Raw genomic sequence first — 21024 nt, 5'->3', positions numbered from 1 at the left:
GTTACGCCGGTTTCTTTCTCTCCGTTCATAATCGAGCGTTGGATCGGCGCCCCGCCGCGATAGGCAGGCAGCAGTGAGCCGTGCACGTTAATACAGCCAAGACGCGGAATATCGAGCACCTTTTTCGGCAGAATCTGTCCATAAGCCGCCGTTATGATCAGGTCAGGCTGCACCGCTTGAATATCGGCCACCGTCTCCGACGTTCTAAGTTTCTCGGGCTGCCATACAGGAATGTGGTATTGTTCAGCAAGGGCTTTGACAGGCGTTGGCGTAAGGACCCGCTTCCGTCCAACAGGACGGTCGGGCTGTGTGACGACAGCAACGACCTCATAGCCCTCATCTATTAGCATCTGCAAAGAGGGAACAGCAAACTGCGGTGTTCCCATAAATACAATTTTGGTCATGATTACTCCTTGTCTTGGCGTTGAATCTCATATACACGTTCCGCGATAGAAGTGAAGAGCACACCATTCAGATGATCGATCTCATGCTGGAAAGCACGTGCCAGGAAGTCCTCGGCGATCATTTCCCAAGTCTCTCCGAAGCGGTCCTGCCCTCTTACACGAATCTTTTGATGGCGAAGCACATCGCCATTCAACCCAGGAATACTCAAGCAACCTTCCGGCCCGAGCTGTTCGCCCTCTGTTTCCACAAGCTCTGGGTTCACCATCTCGATAAGACCATTCTCATCGCCTACATCAACAACGATCACACGCTTCAAGATGCCGATTTGCGGTGCAGCAAGGCCAACGCCCTCTGCATGATACATCGTGTCGGCCATATCATCGAGCAGCTTATGAAGATTTGCATTAAACTTGGTAACAGGCTTTGCTACCTCATGAAGTACCGGATCCGGCTCTTGTACAATAATTCGAATAGCCATGTATAAACACCTTCCTATCCCACTAGTTTCGTTGTCTATAAACCTATTTTATGCCAAAACGCTTGCTTACATCATCATTTGCGGATCAATATCGACGCTAAATTGCACATGCTGCTCTTTTGCCATCGGCTCAAGTGTAGACATAACTTCCGACATAAGGGCAGATAGATCGATAGGGCCTCTGCATTTCACGACGCATTGAAAGCGGTATTTGTTTTTAATTCTAGGAATTGGCGACGCAACAGGGCCGAATACATCGACAGCCTCAGTTGCATGATGCAAGGACTGGAGATAGCCCTTTCGCTCGGCCAGCTCCTTGATTCGAAGTGCAGCATTTTCTGCGGCACGAACCAATAGGGGCAGCTGCTCGTGCGTCATTGTGAGCAGCGCAATCCGGCTAAAGGGTGGCACCATCTGTGCTAGGCGATGTCTCAGCTCATCAGAGGCAAAGTTCGTATAGTCATGCCCCGAGGCATGGATGATCGAGTAATGCTCCGGTGCATAGGTTTGAACGATGACCTCGCCAGGAAGATGATGTCTGCCTGCACGCCCTTCAACCTGTGTCAGCAGCTGAAAGGTCTTTTCCGCTGCCCGGAAGTCCGGCATATGCAGGGCTGAATCAGCCGCAATGACGCCGACAAGCGTAACGTAAGGAAAGTCTAAACCCTTTGCGACCATCTGCGTGCCGAGCAGCACATCCGCTTTCCGTTCACGGAACTGCTGCAGCATGCGCTCATGAGAACCCTTCTCTGTCGTTGTATCTACATCCATGCGAATAACCCGAATGCCTGGGAAGCGTCTTGCCAGCTGTTCTTCTACCTTTTGCGTGCCTGTTCCGAAAAAGCGAATATGCTCGCTTTCACAGGACGGGCATACGGACGGTGCCCGCTCGGTATAGCCACAATAGTGGCACCGCAGATGCTCTGTCTTCATGTGATACGTTAGAGAAATATCACACTCTGGACATTGCGCAACATATCCGCACGTTCTACACATGACGAAGGTGGAATACCCTCTTCGGTTCAAGAGCAGCACCGTCTGCTCTCCTCGCTCAAGCCGTTCCTCAATCGCCTGTTCAAGCGGAGCGCTGAACATGGAGCGGTTACCAAGCTTAAGCTGCTCGCGCATGTCAACCACGTGAACAGGAGGCATTGGCCGCCCTCCAACGCGATCTAGCATCGTCAGCATCTTTAGCGGATACTGAGGCGGCTCAAGCCCTTTTGGAAGCGGCTCGTCGTGACGGATCTTTGCTGCATAATAGGTTTCAATGGAAGGAGTAGCCGAGCCTAGGACAACGACGGCTTGATGAAGCCTTGCCCGTTCGATCGATACATCTCGTGCATGGTACTTAGGCGTCTCCTCCTGTTTATAGGAGGTCTCGTGTTCCTCGTCAATAATAATCAACCCGATATGCTGGAAAGGGGCAAATACGGCAGAGCGCGCTCCAATGGCTACCTGAACACGGCCTTCTCGAATCTTGCGCCATTCATCATAACGCTCGCCCTGAGACAATCGGCTGTGCATGACGGCGACCTTAGAGCCAAATCTGCTCTTAAACCGCTCTACCATCTGAGGAGTTAGCGAGATTTCCGGTACAAGCACGATCGCTTCCTTCCCCTGCTTCAAGCAGTGATCGATGGATTGCAGGTAGACCTCTGTCTTGCCGCTTCCTGTCACACCATGAAGCAAAAAAGCGCTGGGTTCATTCTTATCAATGGCCGCTTCCAGCTGATCATAAACCTGCTGCTGCTCTGTCGTAAAAGGAAGCGGTGCTGAAGGGCGGAAGTTCCGACCAGAGTAAGGGTCCCGCATGACTTCCACTTCATCTATAACAACGAAGCCTTTGTCGGCTAATGCTTTAACCGCTGAGGCGTTTAGATCTTTAAGCGGCATTTCTCCGTCGCATTGAAGCAGCTGCTCAATAGTCTCCTGCTGACGCTTGGCACGAAGCGTCGTCAGCAGCTGGTTCGCTTGTTCAAGCGAGACAGCAAGCGTTACCCGCTTCAGCTTTTTGACCCCAATCCGGTCTTTGATCCGCTCCGTTTCCACAAGCCATCCGGCAAGCAGCGATGTCTTAATGATGCGTGATGCCGCTGGGAATCGCTCCAGCAGCTTGTTCGTTGCAATCGGCTGATGCTGCTTTACATAACTCCATATTTGTCGCGTATATGGCTCTTCCGCCTTATGGCGCAGCAATGAGCCAATAATCGTTTCTTCTCCGATCAGATCCTCTCCGCCTGTAAGAAGTGTATTAACCTGATGCTCGCCTGTTACAGACTCTTTAAGCTCATCGTCAGGCTTCTCCTCATCCCAAGCATCAACAGGCGTTTTGCTTAAGTATTCCTCAGCTTCGGCCCCAAGGCGAACCGCTTTCTCGCTTTTCCCTTTGAGCGCACTTGGAATCATGACCTGCAAGCAGGACGTATATGTGCACACATAACGCTGGCTCATCCATGAAGCCAAAGAGACGAGATCCGACGGAAGCGGGGGCACCACATCAAGCAGCTGCTGCACCTTTTTGAGCTTCCCCTTCTCGATCTCCGTCCGATTCACAAGCTCAACGACAAAGCCCTGCAGCGTACGAGGGCCGAAGGGGACGCTGACACGGCTTCCTATCTCAATCCAAGCCTGCATCGATTCAGGCACAAGATAATCAAAGGGGCGATTGGTATCCTTGCTCGGTACATCAACAATAACACGCGCAACCAAGAGCCCTGCTGGCGCCTCTTCAAAGAGCGTCATTTGATCGCTTGATCGGAACCCTTCCTTATTCAAGCTCATCCACCTCTAGCAGAAGCCGCTCACTCGCAATTTCCATAATTCTAGCCGCAATCACATTTTTCGAAGATAGAGAAATACTCTCGACTAAGCCTTGAGCGTCATAAATTTGTACTTCATTATTATTGGAGCCAAATCCCGCATCATCGCGAGAGACGTCGTTCGCCACGAGCAGATCGCAATTTTTGCGGCGAAGCTTGTCCTGTGCGAACTGTGCCACATCATGCGTTTCCGCTGCGAAGCCAATGAGGAGCTGACCTTTCTTTTTCTCCCCAAGCTCTTGCAAAATATCTGGATTCTTCACAAGTTCAATTGTCATACGATCCGAATGCTTCTTGATCTTCTGCTCCGCTCGCACCGCAGGCCGGTAATCCGATACAGCTGCGGCTTTAACGATGATATCCACGCCCTCATAGCGAGACATGACGGCGTCATACATGTCCTGCGTAGATTCAACGTGAATAACCTCTACGCCTGCCGGGGGCTCCACTTGCGTTTGACCTGCAATAAGCGTAACCTTGGCGCCCATATCACGCGCGGCAGCGGCTATCGCAAAGCCCATTTTTCCAGAGGAATCATTCGTAATATAACGTACAGGATCGATGCGTTCCACGGTTCCACCTGCTGTGACCATCACGGACTTCCCTCGAAGCTGCGAAGACTGCATTGTCTCTATTGGGAATGCGGGCATAGCTTGACCCAAATGGGTATTCTCGCCACCCTGCGCAAAGAAAGCCTCGATCTGAGCCACAATATACTCAGGCTCTGCCAATCTGCCTTTACCGGTATATCCACAGGCAAGCATGCCTTCATCCGGCTCAATCATCATAATGCCTCGTTCGATAAGCATCTTCATATTGTGCTGAACGGTGGGATGAGCATACATATGCACATTCATCGCTGGCGCAACCATAATCGGTGCTGTTGTAGCAAGCAGGGTCGTGGACAGCATATCATCCGCAAGACCATAGGTCATTTTCGCAATAATATTCGCTGTTGCCGGCGCAATGACAAACAAATCGGCCTTATCTGCCAGATCTATATGGGAAACCACTGAGGCATCGCGCTCATCAAAGGTATCGGTATACACAAGGTTGCGGGTCAGCGTCTGCAGCGTCAACTCCGTGATGAACTCCGTTGCGCTCTTGGTCATAATGACATGCACGTGAGCACCCGCTTGCTTCAGCTTGCTGCACAAGGTTGCCGCTTTATAGGCTGCAATTCCCCCTGTAATTCCTACCACAATCGTCTTGCCATATAACATTTGCTATCACCCTTTCCTCCAGTTGATCAACGGTTGATGAGTAAGGATCGCATGTTACGCTCAACAACCGCTAATCCTGTAAAATAAGGATATCTAAAAAAGAGGTTGCGTTGTCTTCTCATCTCGCAAAAAAAGTAACAACCTTGCGGCTGTTACTTCGCTCCATGAAATCAGGCTTTTATGGCTTTAATGCGAGAGTATCGCCTACTGAATACGCAGATTCAATACGCGATGCTCTAGCATCACACGGCAGCTATCGTGCCGTTATTACTGTACCGTCTCCTCTTCGGAAGGCTCCGCCTGCTCAGAAGATTCCACATCAATATAATCATTGTAAATCTCTTCAAGCGCCATGCCGACATACTTGTGAGATTTCGGCTGAAGCAGCTGTGTGCGGTCTCCTTCACGAAGCTCGCGCGCGCGACGGGAAGCCGCAACAACAAGAGAGTACTTGCTTTCTACCTTATTCACCAATTCATCAATAGATGGATATAGCATATTCTGCACCCCTATTCTCTTATTTAACTGTCAGAAGGCACACTGTTTATGTGCGCCTTTTCGTCAGAAGATATAAGATCTAAATTTTACAATGTTCGGCCATAATGATGCTTTCTATACGTTTGCACGCAAGATCAATCTCATCATTGACTACCGCATAGTCATAATGCTCCATAAGAGCGATCTCCTCCACCGCAACATTCATGCGATGGTCGATAACCGAATCATTCTCCGTACCGCGCCCGCGGATACGGTCCTTGAGCTCCTCGAGCGAGGGCGGCATCAAGAAGATAAAGATGCCTTCTGGGAACTTCTCCTTCACCATCAGCGCACCTTGAACCTCGATCTCAAGCAGAATATCCTTGCCTTCCGCAAGTGTCTTCTCAACGAATTCGCGCGGTGTGCCGTAATAGTTGCCGACATATTCCGCATACTCCAGAAGCTCGTCGTTCTCGATCATATCAAGAAATTGCTCTCTTGATCGAAAGAAATAGTTCACGCCATCAACCTCGCCAAGTCTTGGCTGTCTGGTTGTGACCGAGACGGAATAGGTCAAGTTCGTCGTTTTCTTTTGAAGTGCCTTGCAAACCGTACCCTTCCCTACGCCAGAAGGACCGGACAGTACAAATAACAAACCCTTTTTCATGATTCTCTCCATTTTCAGAGGTTGCTTAACAAGTTTATGTAGCAAAAACTTACTAAACAAGCAGTATTATTCGTCGTTGTCGTCGTCCTTCGTGGATAGACGATGAGCTACGGTTTCTGGTTGCACCGCAGATAAAATGACATGGTCACTGTCAGTGATGATTACAGCGCGCGTACGGCGGCCATAGGTTGCATCAATTAACATGTGACGATCACGAGCCTCTTGAATAATCCTCTTGATCGGAGCCGACTCGGGGCTCACAATCGAAATAATTCGGTTTGCAGACACGATGTTCCCAAAACCGATATTAATCAATTTAATCGCCATTCTTGGACCTCCTCTTAAATGTCGCTACTCCATGTTTGCGATCTGCTCACGAATCTTCTCAAGCTCAGCCTTCATCTCAACGACACGGTTCACGATCTCAAGATGATTCGCCTTTGAGCCAATCGTATTCGTCTCTCTATTCATTTCCTGAATGAGAAAATCGAGTTTGCGGCCAATAGGCTCCTCGCTCTCAAGCAGCTTTTTGAACTGCTGAAAATGACTGTAGAGCCGCGTTAGCTCTTCATCAATGTTACAACGCTCGGCAAATAAGGCAATTTCCATGCCAAACTTCGTATCATCAAAGGTAAGATGCTGCTCTGACAGCTGTTCAAGCCGCTGCTTAAGCTTAGCACGATAGTCCGTTACAACAACCGGGGCCCATTCTACGAGTTCTCCATGAATGACTTCCAGACGAGCTATACGTTCCTTCGTATCCTGCGCCAGATGAGCACCTTCAGCGATGCGCATCTGACACAATCCTTCCAAGGCTTCAGTCAGTCCATCTTCCAAGCAGGTGATGAGCTGCTCTTCCGACCATGTTGTCTTCTCACTAACGGTCACTACGTCCGGCAAACGAAGAATATCCATTAATTCCAAATTACCGGACAAGCCGTACTTCTGGCTCAACTGATTCGCTGCTTGCATGTAAGCATCTACCACTTGCATGTTCACATCAACCGCACTTGCAGTTTCACCAACATGTTCTTTGTTAATAAACACATCGACACGACCACGTCGGATGTGACGCTGCACAATCCGACGCAGGCGATCTTCAAGATTGGCCCATTCTCTAGGAAGACGGAGCACAATCTCGCTATAGCGATGGTTTACGGATTTCATCTCAATACTAATCTTGTATCCGCCAATTTCCTTCGCGGATTGACCGTAACCGGTCATGCTAAATACCATGGGAACCACATCCATTACCCTATTTTAATTGATTATGTTAGCCGAAACAAGGGGTCGTGCTTGCGTTCCGCTTTTTCCCATACATGCGATGTCAGTTCTGCTGTCATCTGATAGAACATGAATGGAGTAATGAGATAGATTCCATTAAAATGCTTCATAGCCGTCTCTAAGAGCTCTTTTCCGATCTCTACGCCTTCTTTGCGGCCAGCTTCTCCCTCAAGCCCCTTCATGCGGGCTCTTACTTCATTAGAGAGCTGAATGCCTGGCACCTCATTATGCAGGTACTCTGCATTGCGCTCGCTCGCCAGCGGCATGATGCCGACGAAGATTGGAATTGGAATGTCGCGAGTGAGTTCCGCCATGCGCTCGATCAAGGTTGGATCATAGACAGGCTGTGTCATGATATAGTCCGCACCTGCCTCAACTTTGCGATATAAACGCTCGACTGCCTTCTCGAGATACTTCACATTTGGGTTGAAGGCAGCGCCAACGACAAACTTTGCACGCTGCTTGAGCGGCTTGCCTGAGAACGCCATTCCGCGATTAAGCTGCTTAATCATCCGGATAATTTCAAAGGAAGTCAAATCATAGACCGAGCTGGAGTCCGGCAGGTCGCCAAAGCGCGCCGGATCGCCGGTCACGGCAAGCACATGGTCAATGCCAAGCGCGTCAAGCCCCATCATATGAGATTGGGTTCCTAACAGATTGCGGTCGCGACAAGCAATATGAATCAATGGTCGAATACCTGTCTCTTCATGAACAAGATGTCCAAGTGCCATATTGCTCATACGTGTAACAGCCATCGAGTTGTCAGCAAGAGTAAGAGCATCCGCGCCGCACTTTTTCAGCGCTCTCGCCCCTTCCATAAACTTTTGAATATCCAAATCGCGAGGAGGATCAAGCTCTACAATAACAGTATGCCGGCGCTTAACAAGATCTATAATGTTTTCTTGACGATTATCATCATAGCTTGACCAGCTGTTTTCAGCTGCTTCATTTATTTCGAGTTCAACATCGACTCCATCAACAACCTTGAGTGGAGCATAGCTCTCCGTTCCGATATAAATAGGAGCCTCTATCTCTGGTACCAAAGGAAGCTCGGTCGGATCAAGATTCGCGATAGCCTCCGCCATCACGCGAATATGATGCGGCGTCGTCCCGCAGCATCCGCCTACGATTCTAGCACCTAGCTTCGCAAAACGAACAGCGCTGTCAGCCATATAGTCAGCCGAGGCCACAAAGTTATAACGGCCATCCACATAATCCGGCATCCCCGCATTCGGGAACGCAGACAATGGGAAGCGCTCACGGCCGTCGACCTGCTCCATCGCGCGAAGCAATCCATTTGGACCCATGCGGCAGTTGAGCCCAACGACATCTGCGCCTTCTAGATGAAGGATGCGGAAGCTCTCCGTAAGACGAACACCGTCCTTCGTACGGTCGGAATCCTCCACTGCAAACTGACAGATGATCGGCACCTGCTGATCAAGTCTTCTTGCAATATGAAGGGCAAGTCTCATTTCCTCAAGATCATAGAACGTTTCGAACATAAGACCGTCTATGCCTTCTTCCAGCAAGGCGGACAACTGCTCCTCATAATCTCTTGCAACCTGAGAGGTATGAATATTTTCACGCTTGCCCGCACGAATAGAACCGAGGGCCCCCACGACAAATGCCTTTCCCTCAGCAGCTTCTCGAGCCAGCTTTACACCTGCACGGTTAATCTCTGTTACCTTGCCTTCAAGCCCATGGCGGATCAGCTTCTCTCGATTGGCTGTGAATGTATTGGTTTCAATGAGCTTCGCTCCAGCCGCTACATACTCACGATGGATATTGCGAATCGTATCAGGATCTGTTAGATTCAGATCTTCATAGGATATCCCAACTGGAAATCCCAACTCGTACAAATAGGTGCCCATTGCACCATCGCCAACAATTACCCCCTGCTTCATCGCTTCCCTTAGCGATAGTACCCCTTTACTCATCACAGTCAGCCTCCTGCACTCCTTGTCATTGAAGTCGCTATTACGTTATACGATTCAACCTCTCTCGCCGCAACAGTCAATGAACTAGTCTCTAATAATAAATAGATTCCTATAGAAATATCCATTTTCTTCACATCTGCTAAAGATAGACGAGATTCCTAGATATTCTTATATTGAACAAAAGACGCCCCAAGCGGGGCGTCACGCTTTTCTTCCTTATGTGAGATTATAACTTGATTTGGAGCAAAATGGCGCAAGTAATCAAGAAAATTTTTCTATAGGTATATAAACTTATTTTAAATGCAGTTCCTAAACGTTGAAAGGCCATCATTCAGATGACCTTTTGGCATGCAGGCTACTTCAACCATTGTCCAGTAAAAACGAACTCTGCAGGACCTGTCATGTACACATGATTGTCCGTAACATCCCACTCAATAAACAAGTCCCCGCCAGCAAGAGAGATGGTTGCACGGCGATCTGTCTTCTCGTTCAGCACGCTGGATACGAGCGTTGCACAAGCTCCCGTTCCACAGGCAAGCGTCGGACCTGCCCCGCGTTCCCACACTCTCATGTCGACTTGATTCTTATTGTTGACCGTCGCAAACTCGACATTGATCTTGCGTGGGAAGAGCGGATGCACCTCAAGCTTAGGGCCCCACGTGTTGAGATCGAAGGTCACTGCATCATCGACGTAGATAACCGCGTGCGGGTTCCCCATGGAAACCGCCGTAAAATAGAAGGTCGTGCCATCGACTTCGACTGGGTGCTGGATAATAGGGTTCTGATCCACCGTTGTTGGCACTTTCAATCCTTCCAGCACCGGCGCTCCCATATCTACACGAACGGACTTCACGATTCCGTTCTCTCTATGCAACTGGACACGCTGTACACCAGCGCCAAGCGTCTCAATCGTCAGCTCGTCGCCGTCTTTGTGCCCATGATCGGCAATATACTTCGCTACGCAGCGAATGGCATTTCCGCACTGCTCAGCTTCCGTGCCGTCAGAGTTAATAATGCGCATCATGAAATCTGCGCGTTCCGATGGCAAAATATATACGAATCCGTCTGCACCGATTCCGAAATACCGATTACAAGCTTGAACCGCAAGCTCGGACACATGCTCAGGGAGCGACTTTTCACCGTAGATTACTACAAAATCATTGCCCAGTCCGTTCATCTTCGTAAATTCCATGTTAGCCACTCCTTCTCTTAGAACCAGTACCTGTTAAGGCCCCTGGAGATTAAGCACCGATTTCTAAGGTTAGGATACACGATACGGACAACAATGGGTATTCAGGAACTGCAAGAAGATTTGCATTTATATGAATATTCCCTGAGCCTGATTTCAGTTAAATATGTCCTTATGCCGCACGTCGAGTAGGTGGATACATCTTCGCATTGCGCTTATGTTTTGGCTTGTTCCCTGACATGACGGAGCCAATGCCCATCAGGAACGTCGGGATACCTGCCATAACGAAGGTAATGGCCCAATCCCGAAGCCCAAGCGGTACGGTCTTGAAGACCGGCTGCAGCGGCTCAATGTAAAGCACGGCAAGCAAGAGAATCACGGATGACAAGACCGCTAGCACCAAGTAGCGGTTCTGAAAAATGTTGCGGTGGAAGATGGATCTTGAGCTGCGGCAGTCAAACACATGGATCAGTTGAGCCATGACCAGTGTAGCAAAAGCAACCGTCTGTGCCTGCGTCAGCTGTTCAGGGCTGTCAGGGTTCACGCTATACGTGAGCCAGAAGGCAGCAAGGGTGCATAGACCGATCAGTATGCCTCGGCTAATAATCTTCCAGCCAAGCCGTCTTGCAAAAATATTTTCCTTTGCTGAGCGCGGACGATGCTCCATCAGATCCTTTTCCGCTTGATCCACGCCTAAAGCCATCGCAGGCAGGCCATCCGTAACCAAGTTTACCCACAGAATCTGAATAGGCAAGAGCGGAAGCGGAAGCCCGAGCATCATCGCAAAGAACATGACGAGAATCTCGCCCACGTTCGATGCAAGCAAATACCGGATAAACTTGCGAATATTTTCGTAAATGCCCCGTCCTTCTTCTATCGCAGATACAATCGTCGCAAAGTTATCATCGCTAAGAATAAGCGCAGATGCTTCCTTCGAGACATCCGTTCCCGTTATTCCCATCGCAATCCCGATGTCGGCAGCCTTAATCGCTGGCGCATCGTTCACGCCATCGCCTGTCATGGCAACGACATGTCCTTTACGCTGCAAAGACTTTACGATCCGAAGTTTGTGCTCAGGGGACACACGCGCATAAACATATACTTGGTCTACAATCTTGTCCAGTTCGTCATCGCTAAGCTGCGAGAGCTTTGCTCCGCTTACCGACATGCCGTCTCTTGGGAGAATGCCAAGCTGGGAAGCAATGGCCTCTGCCGTAAGCTGGTGATCGCCCGTGATCATAACCGTCTTGATGCCTGCACGACGGCATTGATGAATGGCATCGCGCACTTCGCGACGCGGCGGATCAATCATCCCCGTCAAGCCGACGAAGATCAGCTGCGTCTCCAATGCTTGCTCGTCCGTAAGATTATCCTTCTCTTTCAAATCCTTATAAGCAAAGCCGAGAACCCGGAGTGCCTGCTTCGCCATGTGCTCATTGGCGGCCTTCACCTTTTGCTTCAGCGTCGCTGTAAGCGGTACGACATGGCCCTCCCACAGCACGTATGCACAGCGTTCCAGAAGTACATCCGGCGCTCCCTTCGTCATGATCATTCTCCCGCCCTGATGTGACACAATGACGGACATCCTTTTTCGATCCGAATCAAAGGGAAGCTCGCTTTCCCGTTTATAAAGCGTGCTTAGGCTGCTAGGCGTGATCCCCATCTTGGCAGAAAGCACGAGCAGTGCCCCTTCTGTGGAATCCCCCTTGATATCCCAGCTGAGGCGCTTATCACTTGCTTTCTTCTTTGAAGATTTGCCGTCCGCTTCAGTCTCGTCATCGTTCTCCAGCAGCAGCGCATTGTTGCATAATGCACTGATTTGAAGCAGGCGCCGGAGCGATTGATTCTGCTTCATATCCACGGCTCTTCCACGGTCGGTAATCTCTCCTTCCGGCTCGTAGCCCTCGCCGCTCACATGAAGTCCTTGCTCGCCAAGCCACAAATGCGTAACGGTCATTTTATTTTGAGTAAGCGTGCCGGTCTTGTCCGAGCAGATGACGGAGGCACAGCCTAGCGTTTCGACCGAAGGAAGCTTCCTTACAATCGCTTTTCGCTTTATCATGCGCTGCACGCCTAATGCCAGCGCTATTGTAACGATGGCTGGCAGCCCCTCTGGTATTGCAGCAACAGCGAGACTAACCCCCGCAAGGAACATGCCTAAGGCTGGCTGTCCATGCAGAATACCTGCCACTACAACCATAACCGTCAATCCCAATGCAACCACAATGAGTATCTTGCCAAGCTGCTCCAGGCGATGCTGAAGCGGCGTCTCCATCTCCTCCGTGCTCTGAATCAGATGCGCAATCTTGCCCATTTCTGTATCCATGCCCGTCCGAATGATAACGCCCTTGCCCGTTCCGCGAGACATCATCGTCCCCATAAAGCCAAAGTTGCGCATATCGCCTAACGGAATGTCATCCTCAGCAATCATTTGTGCATGCTTGCTTACGGCAACGGATTCACCAGTAAGAGCCGATTCCTCAACATAGCAGCTGTTCGTTTCCAGCCACCGAAGATCAGCCGGGATACGATCTCCGCTTTCAAGAAGCACAATATCCCCTGGCACAAGCTCACTTGCCGATATATGCTCAACTCGCCCTGATCGTACCACCTTCGCCATCGGTGCAGACAATTCCTTAAGCGCACGCAAAGAGCGCTCTGCTCGAAATTCCTGAACGAAGCCAAGAATACCATTCAGCAAGATAATGGCAATAATCGTTATCGCATCTAAGTATTCGCCTAGAATACCGGACACGAGCGTAGCCCCCGCCAGAACGAGCACCATAAAATCTTTAAATTGGTTTAGAAATAAGGCAAGAGGCGATATTTTCTTCCCTTCCGAGAGCTCGTTTTTCCCGTATTGCTCTCTTCGCTTGGATGCTTCATCTGTGGTAAGCCCTAGCTCTTTTTGCACATCCAGCTTCTTAAGCAGCTCTTCACTAGTCAGCTGGTGCCACATTTTTTGTCCCATTGCACGTACTCCTTTCCTCCTGATCGCTACTCCATCCAAGGCTTTGCTGATTGTCGACGTCCGAACCCTTAAACCTCCTTGTCCGACACCTTCATCGGCCCCTCGAACAGCCTCTAGGCTAAATCTATTCGGACAAGGTTAAAAATATCCCAATGTTATCAATACTCTGCTCTTAAGTTTTGGACAAAAATATGGCATCATAGAGAGGAAGTCATCATTGAAATAGGAGATCTTCATTATGTCACTAGACGGAATCGTAACAAGAGCGCTGGTCCATCAGCTCAAACAGACCGAAACAGCTCGTATTCATAAAATCCACCAACCGACTGAGCATGATCTGGTTCTGCATATGCGCCTTGCAGGAGCAAACAAGAAGCTGCTCGTCTCGGCAAATCCAACTTATCCGCGCGTGCACTTTAGCGATCAGGTATTTGTGAACCCGCCTGAGCCGCCGATGTTCTGCATGCTCATGCGCAAATATTGCGAAGGCGGCATCATTGAACGTGTTGAGCAGGTGGGCATGGAGCGCATCATTCACTTGTATATTCGAAAGCGCGATGAGCTTGGAGATGAATCGGTGAAACGGCTCATTATCGAGCTAATGGGACGCCACAGCAATATCATTCTTACAGATCCTGCGACGGGGCAAATCGTTGACGGCATTCATCATATCACTCCCGCTATCAGCAGCTACCGCATCGTCATGCCGGGCTTCTCGTATACCACTCCTCCTGAGCAGCTAAAGACAAACCCGCTTGATATGAACGAGGAAGAATTCAAGCAGCTTCTCTCTCATGAGGCTGAGCTCGACGAGGAGCATCCGGATGCGACTGCCAAGTGGCTTGTGCAGCAGCTATCTGGCGTAAGTCCGCTCTTAGCAAAGGAATGGGTTTACCGAATTGGACAGCAAGAGGACTCCGATTGGCTGAATCGTGCATGGTCTGCTTATAAGCAGATGATGGAGCCCATTCAAGCAAATCACTATCAGCCGAATATTGTGGAAGCGGATCATGGAAGAAGTTATTTCTCTGTCCTTCCACTCACACACCTGTCTGGGGATAGAACGATATATGACAGCGCTAGCGATTGCATGGAAGCTTTCTATGGCAATAAGGCCGAGCGTGATATGGTCAAGCAGCGTGTCGGGGATCTAACACGCTTCCTTGAGCAGGAGAAAAAGAAAAATCTAAAGAAGCTTGATAAACTTGAAGAAACGATTCAAGAAGCGAAGGATGCGGACAAGCACCGTGTGATGGGCGAGCTGCTGTTTGCCAATCTATACCAGATAAAGCGGGGCGATACGTCTATAGAGCTTGAGAACTTCTATGACGAGAACATGGGAATGCTGAGCATTTCACTCGACCCGCTGCTTGAGCCGTCAGAGAACGCACAGCGTTATTTTAAGAAATACAACAAGTTGAAAAACAGCATGCAGGTCGTAACGGAGCAGATGGAGGAAGCACAGAAGGAGAATGCGTACTATGACATTCTGCTTCAGCAGCTGTCTGACGCAAATATGCAGGATGCGCAGGAAATACGCGAGGAATTAATCGAGCAGGGACTGCTTCGCGACCGAGGGCGCAAGCAGAAACGCAAGAAAAAGGACAGCCGTCCTACCCTGTACCTATACACCTCTTCCGAAGGCATACCGATCTATGTCGGGAAAAACAATATCCAGAACGAATACCTTACCAATCGTCTCGCGAAGCCAAATGATACCTGGCTCCATACAAAGGATATTCCCGGCTCGCACGTAGTCATTCGCAGTGAGGAATACGGAGATGCTACCTTGGAAGAAGCAGCGCAGCTTGCTGCCTACTTCAGCCAAGCGAAGCATTCGAGCCAGGTGCCTGTCGATTATACCCTCATTCGCTATGTACGCAAGCCGAACGGCGCAAAGCCTGGCTTTGTCATCTATGATCGACAAAAGACGTTGTACATTACGCCAGTGGAAGCACGAATCGGCTCGCTGGGGTTTGAGATGAAGCAGGGCGGCTAATCTCTGCACAGCAGCTGTGCTTCGCTATATCTTATCTAAATAGGAAAGCAGCATCCCATTTCAATTTCCGGATGCTGTTTTTTACAATTCATTCGCGATAATTTTTCCCAATGTACGTACAAATCCAACACAAAAGAAGCAGTTCCCCTTTTAAGGAGCTGCTTCTTCTCATTCGAAAATATGACCCTTTTTCACGATAAACGAATCATACAAATTATATGTGCATATGATTAGCTGCCTGTTCCCATGAAACCTCATACCCTTGTCCTTTCGCACAAAAAATAGAATAGGATGAATATTCAGGATCTGCTTGCTTGTTATACCCTATCGCTTCTATAACCTGTATGGATTGATAACATGGCTCATAGCCCCCAAGCACCAGATTGAGCATTCCTTTGCCCTGTGTAAAAGAGGCCAGCTCTACGCTGTAATTCATGAAGGTTGCAACTGGCACCCTGCCCGTTAACGTTACCTTATCGCCCACGATCTCAGGCGGATTAAAGCTTCCATGTGCCTGTTGGATATCCGACAGCACCCTGCCCATATGATCGAGCGCTACCCTAATCTTATAATCATAGATCGGTTCAAGCAGGATGTTGTTGGCCTGTTCGAGCCCCTGCCGTATCGCACGGAACGTGGCCTCTCGAAAATCTCCGCCGTGAGTATGCTTGTTATGCGCGCGTCCCTTAAGGAGAGTAATCTGAATATCCGTTATTGGAGCTCCTGTCAATAGGCCATGATGGTCGCGTTCATGAACATGCTGCTCAACGAGATGCTGATAATTAACCGAAAGCACATCTGGATGACATTCATTACGAAAAGTGATTCCACTATCTCGCGGGCCTGGCTCTAGCCGCAAATGAACTTCTGCATAGTGCTTCAAGGGCTCAAAGTGCCCACAGCCAACCACAGCGTTCCCTATCGTTTCCTTATATAGAATCTGCGGCTCGCCAAAGCGGATCTTCAGCTGGAAGCGTTCTAGCACAATCCGCTCCAGCACCTCCAGCTGGATAACTCCCATCACCTGGAGGTGAATGTCCTGCGTACGTTCTTCCCAGCTTACACGAAGAGATGGATCTTCATCATCCAACATTCTGAAATATTTCAGAGCATCCTTGGGATGAACCGCAGGCTCTAGAATCACCTTGGATTTCAGTGCTGGAACAAGCTCTGCGGTTGTTTGTCTAGAAAGCGCGCCAACACCCTGACCGGACGCAGCCAGTGTTAATCCCGTGACCGCACACAGCTCGCCTGCCGATACGTGATCCTTCTGCTTAACTTGTTTTCCGTTGATAGAACGAATTTGCGTTACTTTTTCCGTATATTCTCTATCATCACGCCTATAGCTGATTGTTTCTCTCATCTGCAAGCTCCCGCTTAACACCTTCAAGAAAGTCATTCTTGTGCCCACAGCATCGTAACGAATCTTATACACCTGTGCCGAAAAGGGTTCGGCCGGGTCATATGAAGTCTTCGTTAATCCATCCAGCATAGCGAAGAATTGCTCGATGCCGGTATGCTGAAGAGCTGAGCCGCTCCCAAGCGGGAATATTCTCCGTTCCATGACCAACGTGCACAAGGCTTTCTGCCAGCGTGACGCGTCGAACCCATATTCAAGATAGGTCTCGAGCAGCAGCGTATCTCGTTCCGCAGCGAATTCCATCTGTTCAGTGCTCCAATCGTGAACCTCCCAAGAGGCGGGAAGCAGGAAGACATCCGTTGAAAACAAGCTCCTGATTTGCATTAAAACCTCATCCAGATTCGCTCCCGTTCGATCTGTCTTATTGACGAAGAAAAAGACCGGAACCTCCTGCTTCTTCAAAAGCTGCCATACCGTCTCCGTATGGCCTTCTACGCCCTCAACCGCACTGACGATAATAATTGCAGCATCCATGATCTGAATAGAGCGCTCCATCTCAGAAGAAAAGTCTACGTGACCGGGAGTATCAATAAGGTGATAAGTATTCTCCTTATAAGTAAACACGGCTTGGTCTGCAAACACCGTAATGCCGCGCTCCTGTTCAATCTCATGACTATCTAAAAATGCACTCCGATGGTCCACCCTGCCTGGCTCAGCTATCGTGCGGGTCATATATAACAGTTGCTCTGCAAATGTGGTCTTGCCGGCATCCACATGCGCAAAGAGTCCTAACGTTTTGATCATGGTGATAAAGGCACTCCCTCTAGCTCATAACTTAATGTGATCTCTGCTGAGCAATGTTTTTCAAACGCTCTACCACGCTTATATAGATCCTACGGCTGCCTAAAGCACCGTGAAACACATCCCCTTGGCGAGCACCATGGAAGTCTGATCCTGCAGTCATAAGCACGCCAAGGCGCGCTGCCAGCGCATGATATCTGGACGCATCTGCTTCAAGATGATCCGAGTGCCATACTTCAATGCCATCCGGCTTGATCTCATTCACAATGCGCTCTACGAGCTCATCATTGTCGTATAATCCCGGATGAGCGAGCACAACTGCGCCCCCCGCTTCTCGAATCCAGGTTGCTGCGTCAAGCGGACGAATGCGCGGAGGATTTACATAAGCTGCCCCGTCCTTGCCTAGATAACGGTCGAAGGCATCCTTCATATTCTTAGCCGCTCCTCTTCGCACGAGCGCATCCGCAATATGAGGACGTCCCACCGTTTCACCCTCTGCAAGCGGACGATCCAATTCAGCTATCACATCTTCCATCGTGAGCGGAATCCCAAGCTCTGTAAGCTTCTCAACCAGCATGTGATTGCGAATATCGCGGGTATTTCTTAGTCCTTTCAACCGCTCAAGAAAGATCGGGTCGTTCGCATCGATAAAGTAACCGAGAACATGAATATCAATACCTTCCTCAACCGTGCTAATTTCCACGCCGGGAACGAGCTCGATCTGAAGCTTCTCCGCTTCTTCGCGCGCTTCCTTAAGCCCTGCAACCGTATCATGATCGGTGATCGCAATCGCATCGAGCCCCGCTTGCTTAGCGAGCCTAACGTTTGAGGATGGCTCCTCCATCCCGTCCGAAGCAGTCGTATGTGTATGTAAATCCGCACCGCCGTTCAATGCGGGAATTCCTTTTGGATCGTATAGAGATTCACTCATTTTTCATCGGCCCCTTCCTTTTGCTGTCGTAAAAACGTTAAAAAAGCGGTTGCCGGCCATGTCAATACGCCATCCTTGCGGTGAACCGCATAGAATTGGCGCTTCAGGGACAGCCCTTCCACGCGCAATGTATCCACTAAGCCAAGCGCACGCTCATGGCGCACAGCTGAAGGTGACAGCATGGTAACGCCAAGCCCTGCTTCTACTGCCGACTTCACCGCTCCCGTGCTTCCGAGTTCCATGGCAATCGACAATGCCGTAAGATCCACACCGTTATTCCGGAGCGCTTCCTCCATCACAAGCCTAGTGCCAGAGCCCTGCTCTCGCATAATGAACGAGCAGCTCATCAGTTCATGCATCGTCACCGTCTCTCTACCGGCCAAAGCGTGGTTCTTCGGCACGATCAGCATCAGCTCATCGGACATCACTGCCTCTACAATCACCCCTGGTTCCGTCACAGGTGCTTCTACTAGTCCAAGATCAAGCTGATGATGCAAAATCCCTTCTACAATTTGCGTTGTATTCATAACCTTCATATTGAGTGTCATTTGAGGGTGCTTCGCACCAAATGCTCCTAGCAGGTGCGGCAGCACATATTCGCCGATCGTCAGGCTCGCACCAAGCTGAAGCTTGCCGTGCAGTTCATTTGTAAATACTGCCATAGCCTGCTCCGTCTCATGCACCAGATCAATGCTTCGCCGCGCATAAGGCAGCAGCGTTCTTCCTGCATCTGAAATAGAGAGCTTCTTCGTTGAGCGATGAAACAGCTTTGTCCCGAAATAATCCTCCAGCGATTGAATTTGCATCGTCACTGCAGGCTGGGTCATATGAAGCGCATGGGCTGCTGCAGAGAAGCTGCCCTTGGTCGCTACGGTATAAAAAATATGCAGTTGGTGAAAGCTGACTCCCATCGCATCTATCGTCCCTTCTTTGAAGCCGTCTTAGCCTATATTATATCACAAGCCAAATTACACCCACTACGCAAAAAGCCGTACCCCAAACGAGGTACAGCGATTCACGCGGCTCAAAGCTTGCTCTCATCTTTTATCTATTATCAAGCTACCGTCGCTTTCGTGAATTCTTCACCAAGGTCATTCGCCTAGAGTGACGAAGCCAGGAATAATACGTCTTTAGATCCCTCAGCTCCATCGTCTCGGACATTCGCCCCAGGTACGTCACCACGATCATCTTCATCAGCGGATTGCCTGCTAAATCCATATCCTGCTCAGACGGTACGAATTCCGCAACAAACACAATGTCGTCATCAATGAGGTACACGTCTTCTTCATTGCGGTAGTAAGAGGAGATTCGCTGCTGCTTCAAGCAATCCCACATCCATTCCGCAATGCTTTCCGTATTCGTATCAGCATGCGAAATGCGGTCATCAAAGCGAGTCTTAGCATGGTTAGTTATGACGATGTCCGCTATTTTCTTATCGCCTAGCATGACATAGAACGGTTCATACGTGCTCCATCGCTCCATCACCTTGTCCCTCACAGCTACCACTCTCCACCATATTAGGTCTTTTTATCTAGACAATTACCCATTATATTACATGATACGTATGCTATTCACAAGTTTAGTACATACATTTTTACACTTTTTTAGGGAAACTTTAACATCTAGTGAATATTCTGTGAATAAAGCAAATAGGCAGCGAAAACACCCTACATCTAGGATGTCTTCCCTGCCTGCTTGGCAATTGATGCTATAGCGTTCATGAGCGGGTGCCCTACATGCCGTAGAACCGCGTCTTCTCTTCAAACTGACCGCTGAATTCCGTCTTCAGCTCATTGCGATAGGATCTTTCGATCTTTTTTACATATGGAAGTCTTTTAATATTCTTCATCGTATCCTCTACGAATTCTGCATTGACGTATAACACGGCATAATGCATTTTTCTAGAAATATAGTGAAGACTACCGTACTTCTCCAGGTTGCGAGCCGCCTTCACATCGCTAACCCATATGATTAATCCTGTACGTACTGGAAACATGCGTAACCTCTCTTTCCATTCATACGACTAGCCGCAGCTCGAACAGCTGCCGCTGCAGCCATTTCCACAGCCGCCTGAAGGCTTAAGCTGATTGCTAGGCACTTTGATCGTATCGGATACAGCGTGGGCAATGGATTCGGACAGCTCGTATAACATCTCATCGAGCGCTGATTCCGCTTGTTTGAACATGCGGATCTCCTCTATCTGATCGAGTTGAAGCTCCGCCTCCTTCACCTCTGCCTTTGCCTTATGATAATCTGGATGGAAATGTCCAAAGCGCTCCGTTTCCGTGAACGCTTCCTTCTTGCGTGCGAATTCTTTGATTATCTGCTGGGCTTCCTGATGCGATTCCACCCTAACTTTCCAATATAAATAATTCGCCACTTCGGCCGAATCCTTAATCATGTCACCAAGTTCATACGCATGAGTAAGCAGAGCGGCCATATCGACAACTTCATGTTGCTGCACGATTATCACGCTCAATTCT

At 49.4% G+C, this 21024-nt stretch carries 17 protein-coding genes and 1 pseudogene (1 of these 18 running past the window's edge); 1 reads left to right on the top strand and 17 read right to left on the bottom strand.

The window, feature by feature from the left end:
• The 11 genes and pseudogenes from fmt to I2H74_RS07610 form a co-directional block, all read right to left on the bottom strand.
• Nucleotides 1–404 (bottom strand): annotated as a pseudogene (gene fmt, locus I2H74_RS07660) (methionyl-tRNA formyltransferase) (it extends 545 nt beyond the left edge of the window).
• A 2-nt stretch (nucleotides 405–406) separates the two neighbouring features.
• The gene (gene def / locus I2H74_RS07655; RefSeq protein ID WP_195572963.1) at nucleotides 407–883 is read right to left on the bottom strand and encodes a peptide deformylase; all 477 of its coding nucleotides are present in this window, start codon (nucleotides 881–883) and stop codon (nucleotides 407–409) included.
• A 66-nt stretch (nucleotides 884–949) separates the two neighbouring features.
• Entirely contained in the window at nucleotides 950–3625 is a 2676-nt protein-coding gene (gene priA / locus I2H74_RS07650) for a primosomal protein N' (protein ID WP_195573444.1), read from the bottom strand.
• A gap of 25 nt (nucleotides 3626–3650) precedes the next feature.
• On the bottom strand, nucleotides 3651–4925 hold the full coding sequence (gene coaBC, locus I2H74_RS07645) for a bifunctional phosphopantothenoylcysteine decarboxylase/phosphopantothenate--cysteine ligase CoaBC (RefSeq protein WP_195572961.1): 1275 nt from the start codon (nucleotides 4923–4925) through the stop codon (nucleotides 3651–3653).
• Nucleotides 4926–5192: 267 nt separating this feature from the next.
• Complete coding sequence (gene rpoZ, locus I2H74_RS07640) at nucleotides 5193–5423, bottom strand: DNA-directed RNA polymerase subunit omega (protein WP_195573442.1); 231 nt, start codon at nucleotides 5421–5423, stop codon at nucleotides 5193–5195.
• A 79-nt stretch (nucleotides 5424–5502) separates the two neighbouring features.
• Complete coding sequence (gene gmk / locus I2H74_RS07635; RefSeq protein WP_195572958.1) at nucleotides 5503–6069, bottom strand: guanylate kinase; 567 nt, start codon at nucleotides 6067–6069, stop codon at nucleotides 5503–5505.
• Nucleotides 6070–6135: 66 nt separating this feature from the next.
• Complete coding sequence (remA, locus tag I2H74_RS07630; RefSeq protein ID WP_005548256.1) at nucleotides 6136–6396, bottom strand: extracellular matrix/biofilm regulator RemA; 261 nt, start codon at nucleotides 6394–6396, stop codon at nucleotides 6136–6138.
• 24 nt (nucleotides 6397–6420) lie between these two features.
• Nucleotides 6421–7305 carry a YicC/YloC family endoribonuclease gene (locus I2H74_RS07625; protein ID WP_195572957.1) on the bottom strand — a complete coding sequence of 295 codons (885 nt, stop codon included), beginning with the start codon at nucleotides 7303–7305 and terminating at the stop codon, nucleotides 6421–6423.
• 32 nt (nucleotides 7306–7337) lie between these two features.
• Nucleotides 7338–9290, bottom strand: coding sequence for a bifunctional homocysteine S-methyltransferase/methylenetetrahydrofolate reductase (locus tag I2H74_RS07620; RefSeq protein WP_229106444.1), 1953 nt, complete (start codon nucleotides 9288–9290; stop codon nucleotides 7338–7340).
• Between the two features lie 355 nt (nucleotides 9291–9645).
• The gene (gene dapF, locus I2H74_RS07615; protein WP_195572955.1) at nucleotides 9646–10482 is read right to left on the bottom strand and encodes a diaminopimelate epimerase; all 837 of its coding nucleotides are present in this window, start codon (nucleotides 10480–10482) and stop codon (nucleotides 9646–9648) included.
• 169 nt (nucleotides 10483–10651) lie between these two features.
• Entirely contained in the window at nucleotides 10652–13450 is a 2799-nt protein-coding gene (locus I2H74_RS07610) for a calcium-translocating P-type ATPase, SERCA-type (protein ID WP_195572952.1), read from the bottom strand.
• Between the two features lie 238 nt (nucleotides 13451–13688).
• On the opposite strand from I2H74_RS07610, the gene I2H74_RS07605 reads away from it, so the two are divergent.
• Nucleotides 13689–15449: an Rqc2 family fibronectin-binding protein gene (locus tag I2H74_RS07605; protein ID WP_195572950.1), complete on the top strand. Its 1761-nt coding sequence runs from the start codon at nucleotides 13689–13691 to the stop codon at nucleotides 15447–15449.
• Between the two features lie 214 nt (nucleotides 15450–15663).
• On the opposite strand, the gene I2H74_RS07600 is transcribed toward I2H74_RS07605, so the two are convergent.
• The 6 genes from I2H74_RS07600 to I2H74_RS07575 form a co-directional block, all read right to left on the bottom strand.
• Nucleotides 15664–17613 carry a GTP-binding protein gene (locus tag I2H74_RS07600; protein ID WP_195572949.1) on the bottom strand — a complete coding sequence of 650 codons (1950 nt, stop codon included), beginning with the start codon at nucleotides 17611–17613 and terminating at the stop codon, nucleotides 15664–15666.
• A 31-nt stretch (nucleotides 17614–17644) separates the two neighbouring features.
• Entirely contained in the window at nucleotides 17645–18541 is an 897-nt protein-coding gene (locus tag I2H74_RS07595; RefSeq protein ID WP_195572947.1) for a PHP domain-containing protein, read from the bottom strand.
• Complete coding sequence (locus I2H74_RS07590; protein WP_195572945.1) at nucleotides 18538–19452, bottom strand: selenium metabolism-associated LysR family transcriptional regulator; 915 nt, start codon at nucleotides 19450–19452, stop codon at nucleotides 18538–18540. Before I2H74_RS07590 ends, I2H74_RS07595 begins: the two co-directional genes overlap by 4 nt.
• A 148-nt stretch (nucleotides 19453–19600) precedes the next feature.
• Entirely contained in the window at nucleotides 19601–20038 is a 438-nt protein-coding gene (locus tag I2H74_RS07585; protein WP_195572943.1) for a hypothetical protein, read from the bottom strand.
• Between the two features lie 235 nt (nucleotides 20039–20273).
• Nucleotides 20274–20537, bottom strand: coding sequence for a YlbG family protein (locus tag I2H74_RS07580; protein WP_195572941.1), 264 nt, complete (start codon nucleotides 20535–20537; stop codon nucleotides 20274–20276).
• 27 nt (nucleotides 20538–20564) lie between these two features.
• Nucleotides 20565–21011, bottom strand: coding sequence for a YlbF family regulator (locus I2H74_RS07575; protein WP_420707428.1), 447 nt, complete (start codon nucleotides 21009–21011; stop codon nucleotides 20565–20567).
• Nucleotides 21012–21024 lie beyond the last annotated feature (13 nt).

It is taken from the genome of Paenibacillus sp. 1001270B_150601_E10 (assembly GCF_015558675.1).
Taxonomy (GTDB): Bacteria; Bacillota; Bacilli; order Paenibacillales; family Paenibacillaceae; genus Paenibacillus_B.
The sequence above is the reverse complement of the archived record's forward strand: the minus strand, read 5'-3'. Positions and strand labels throughout refer to the sequence as shown.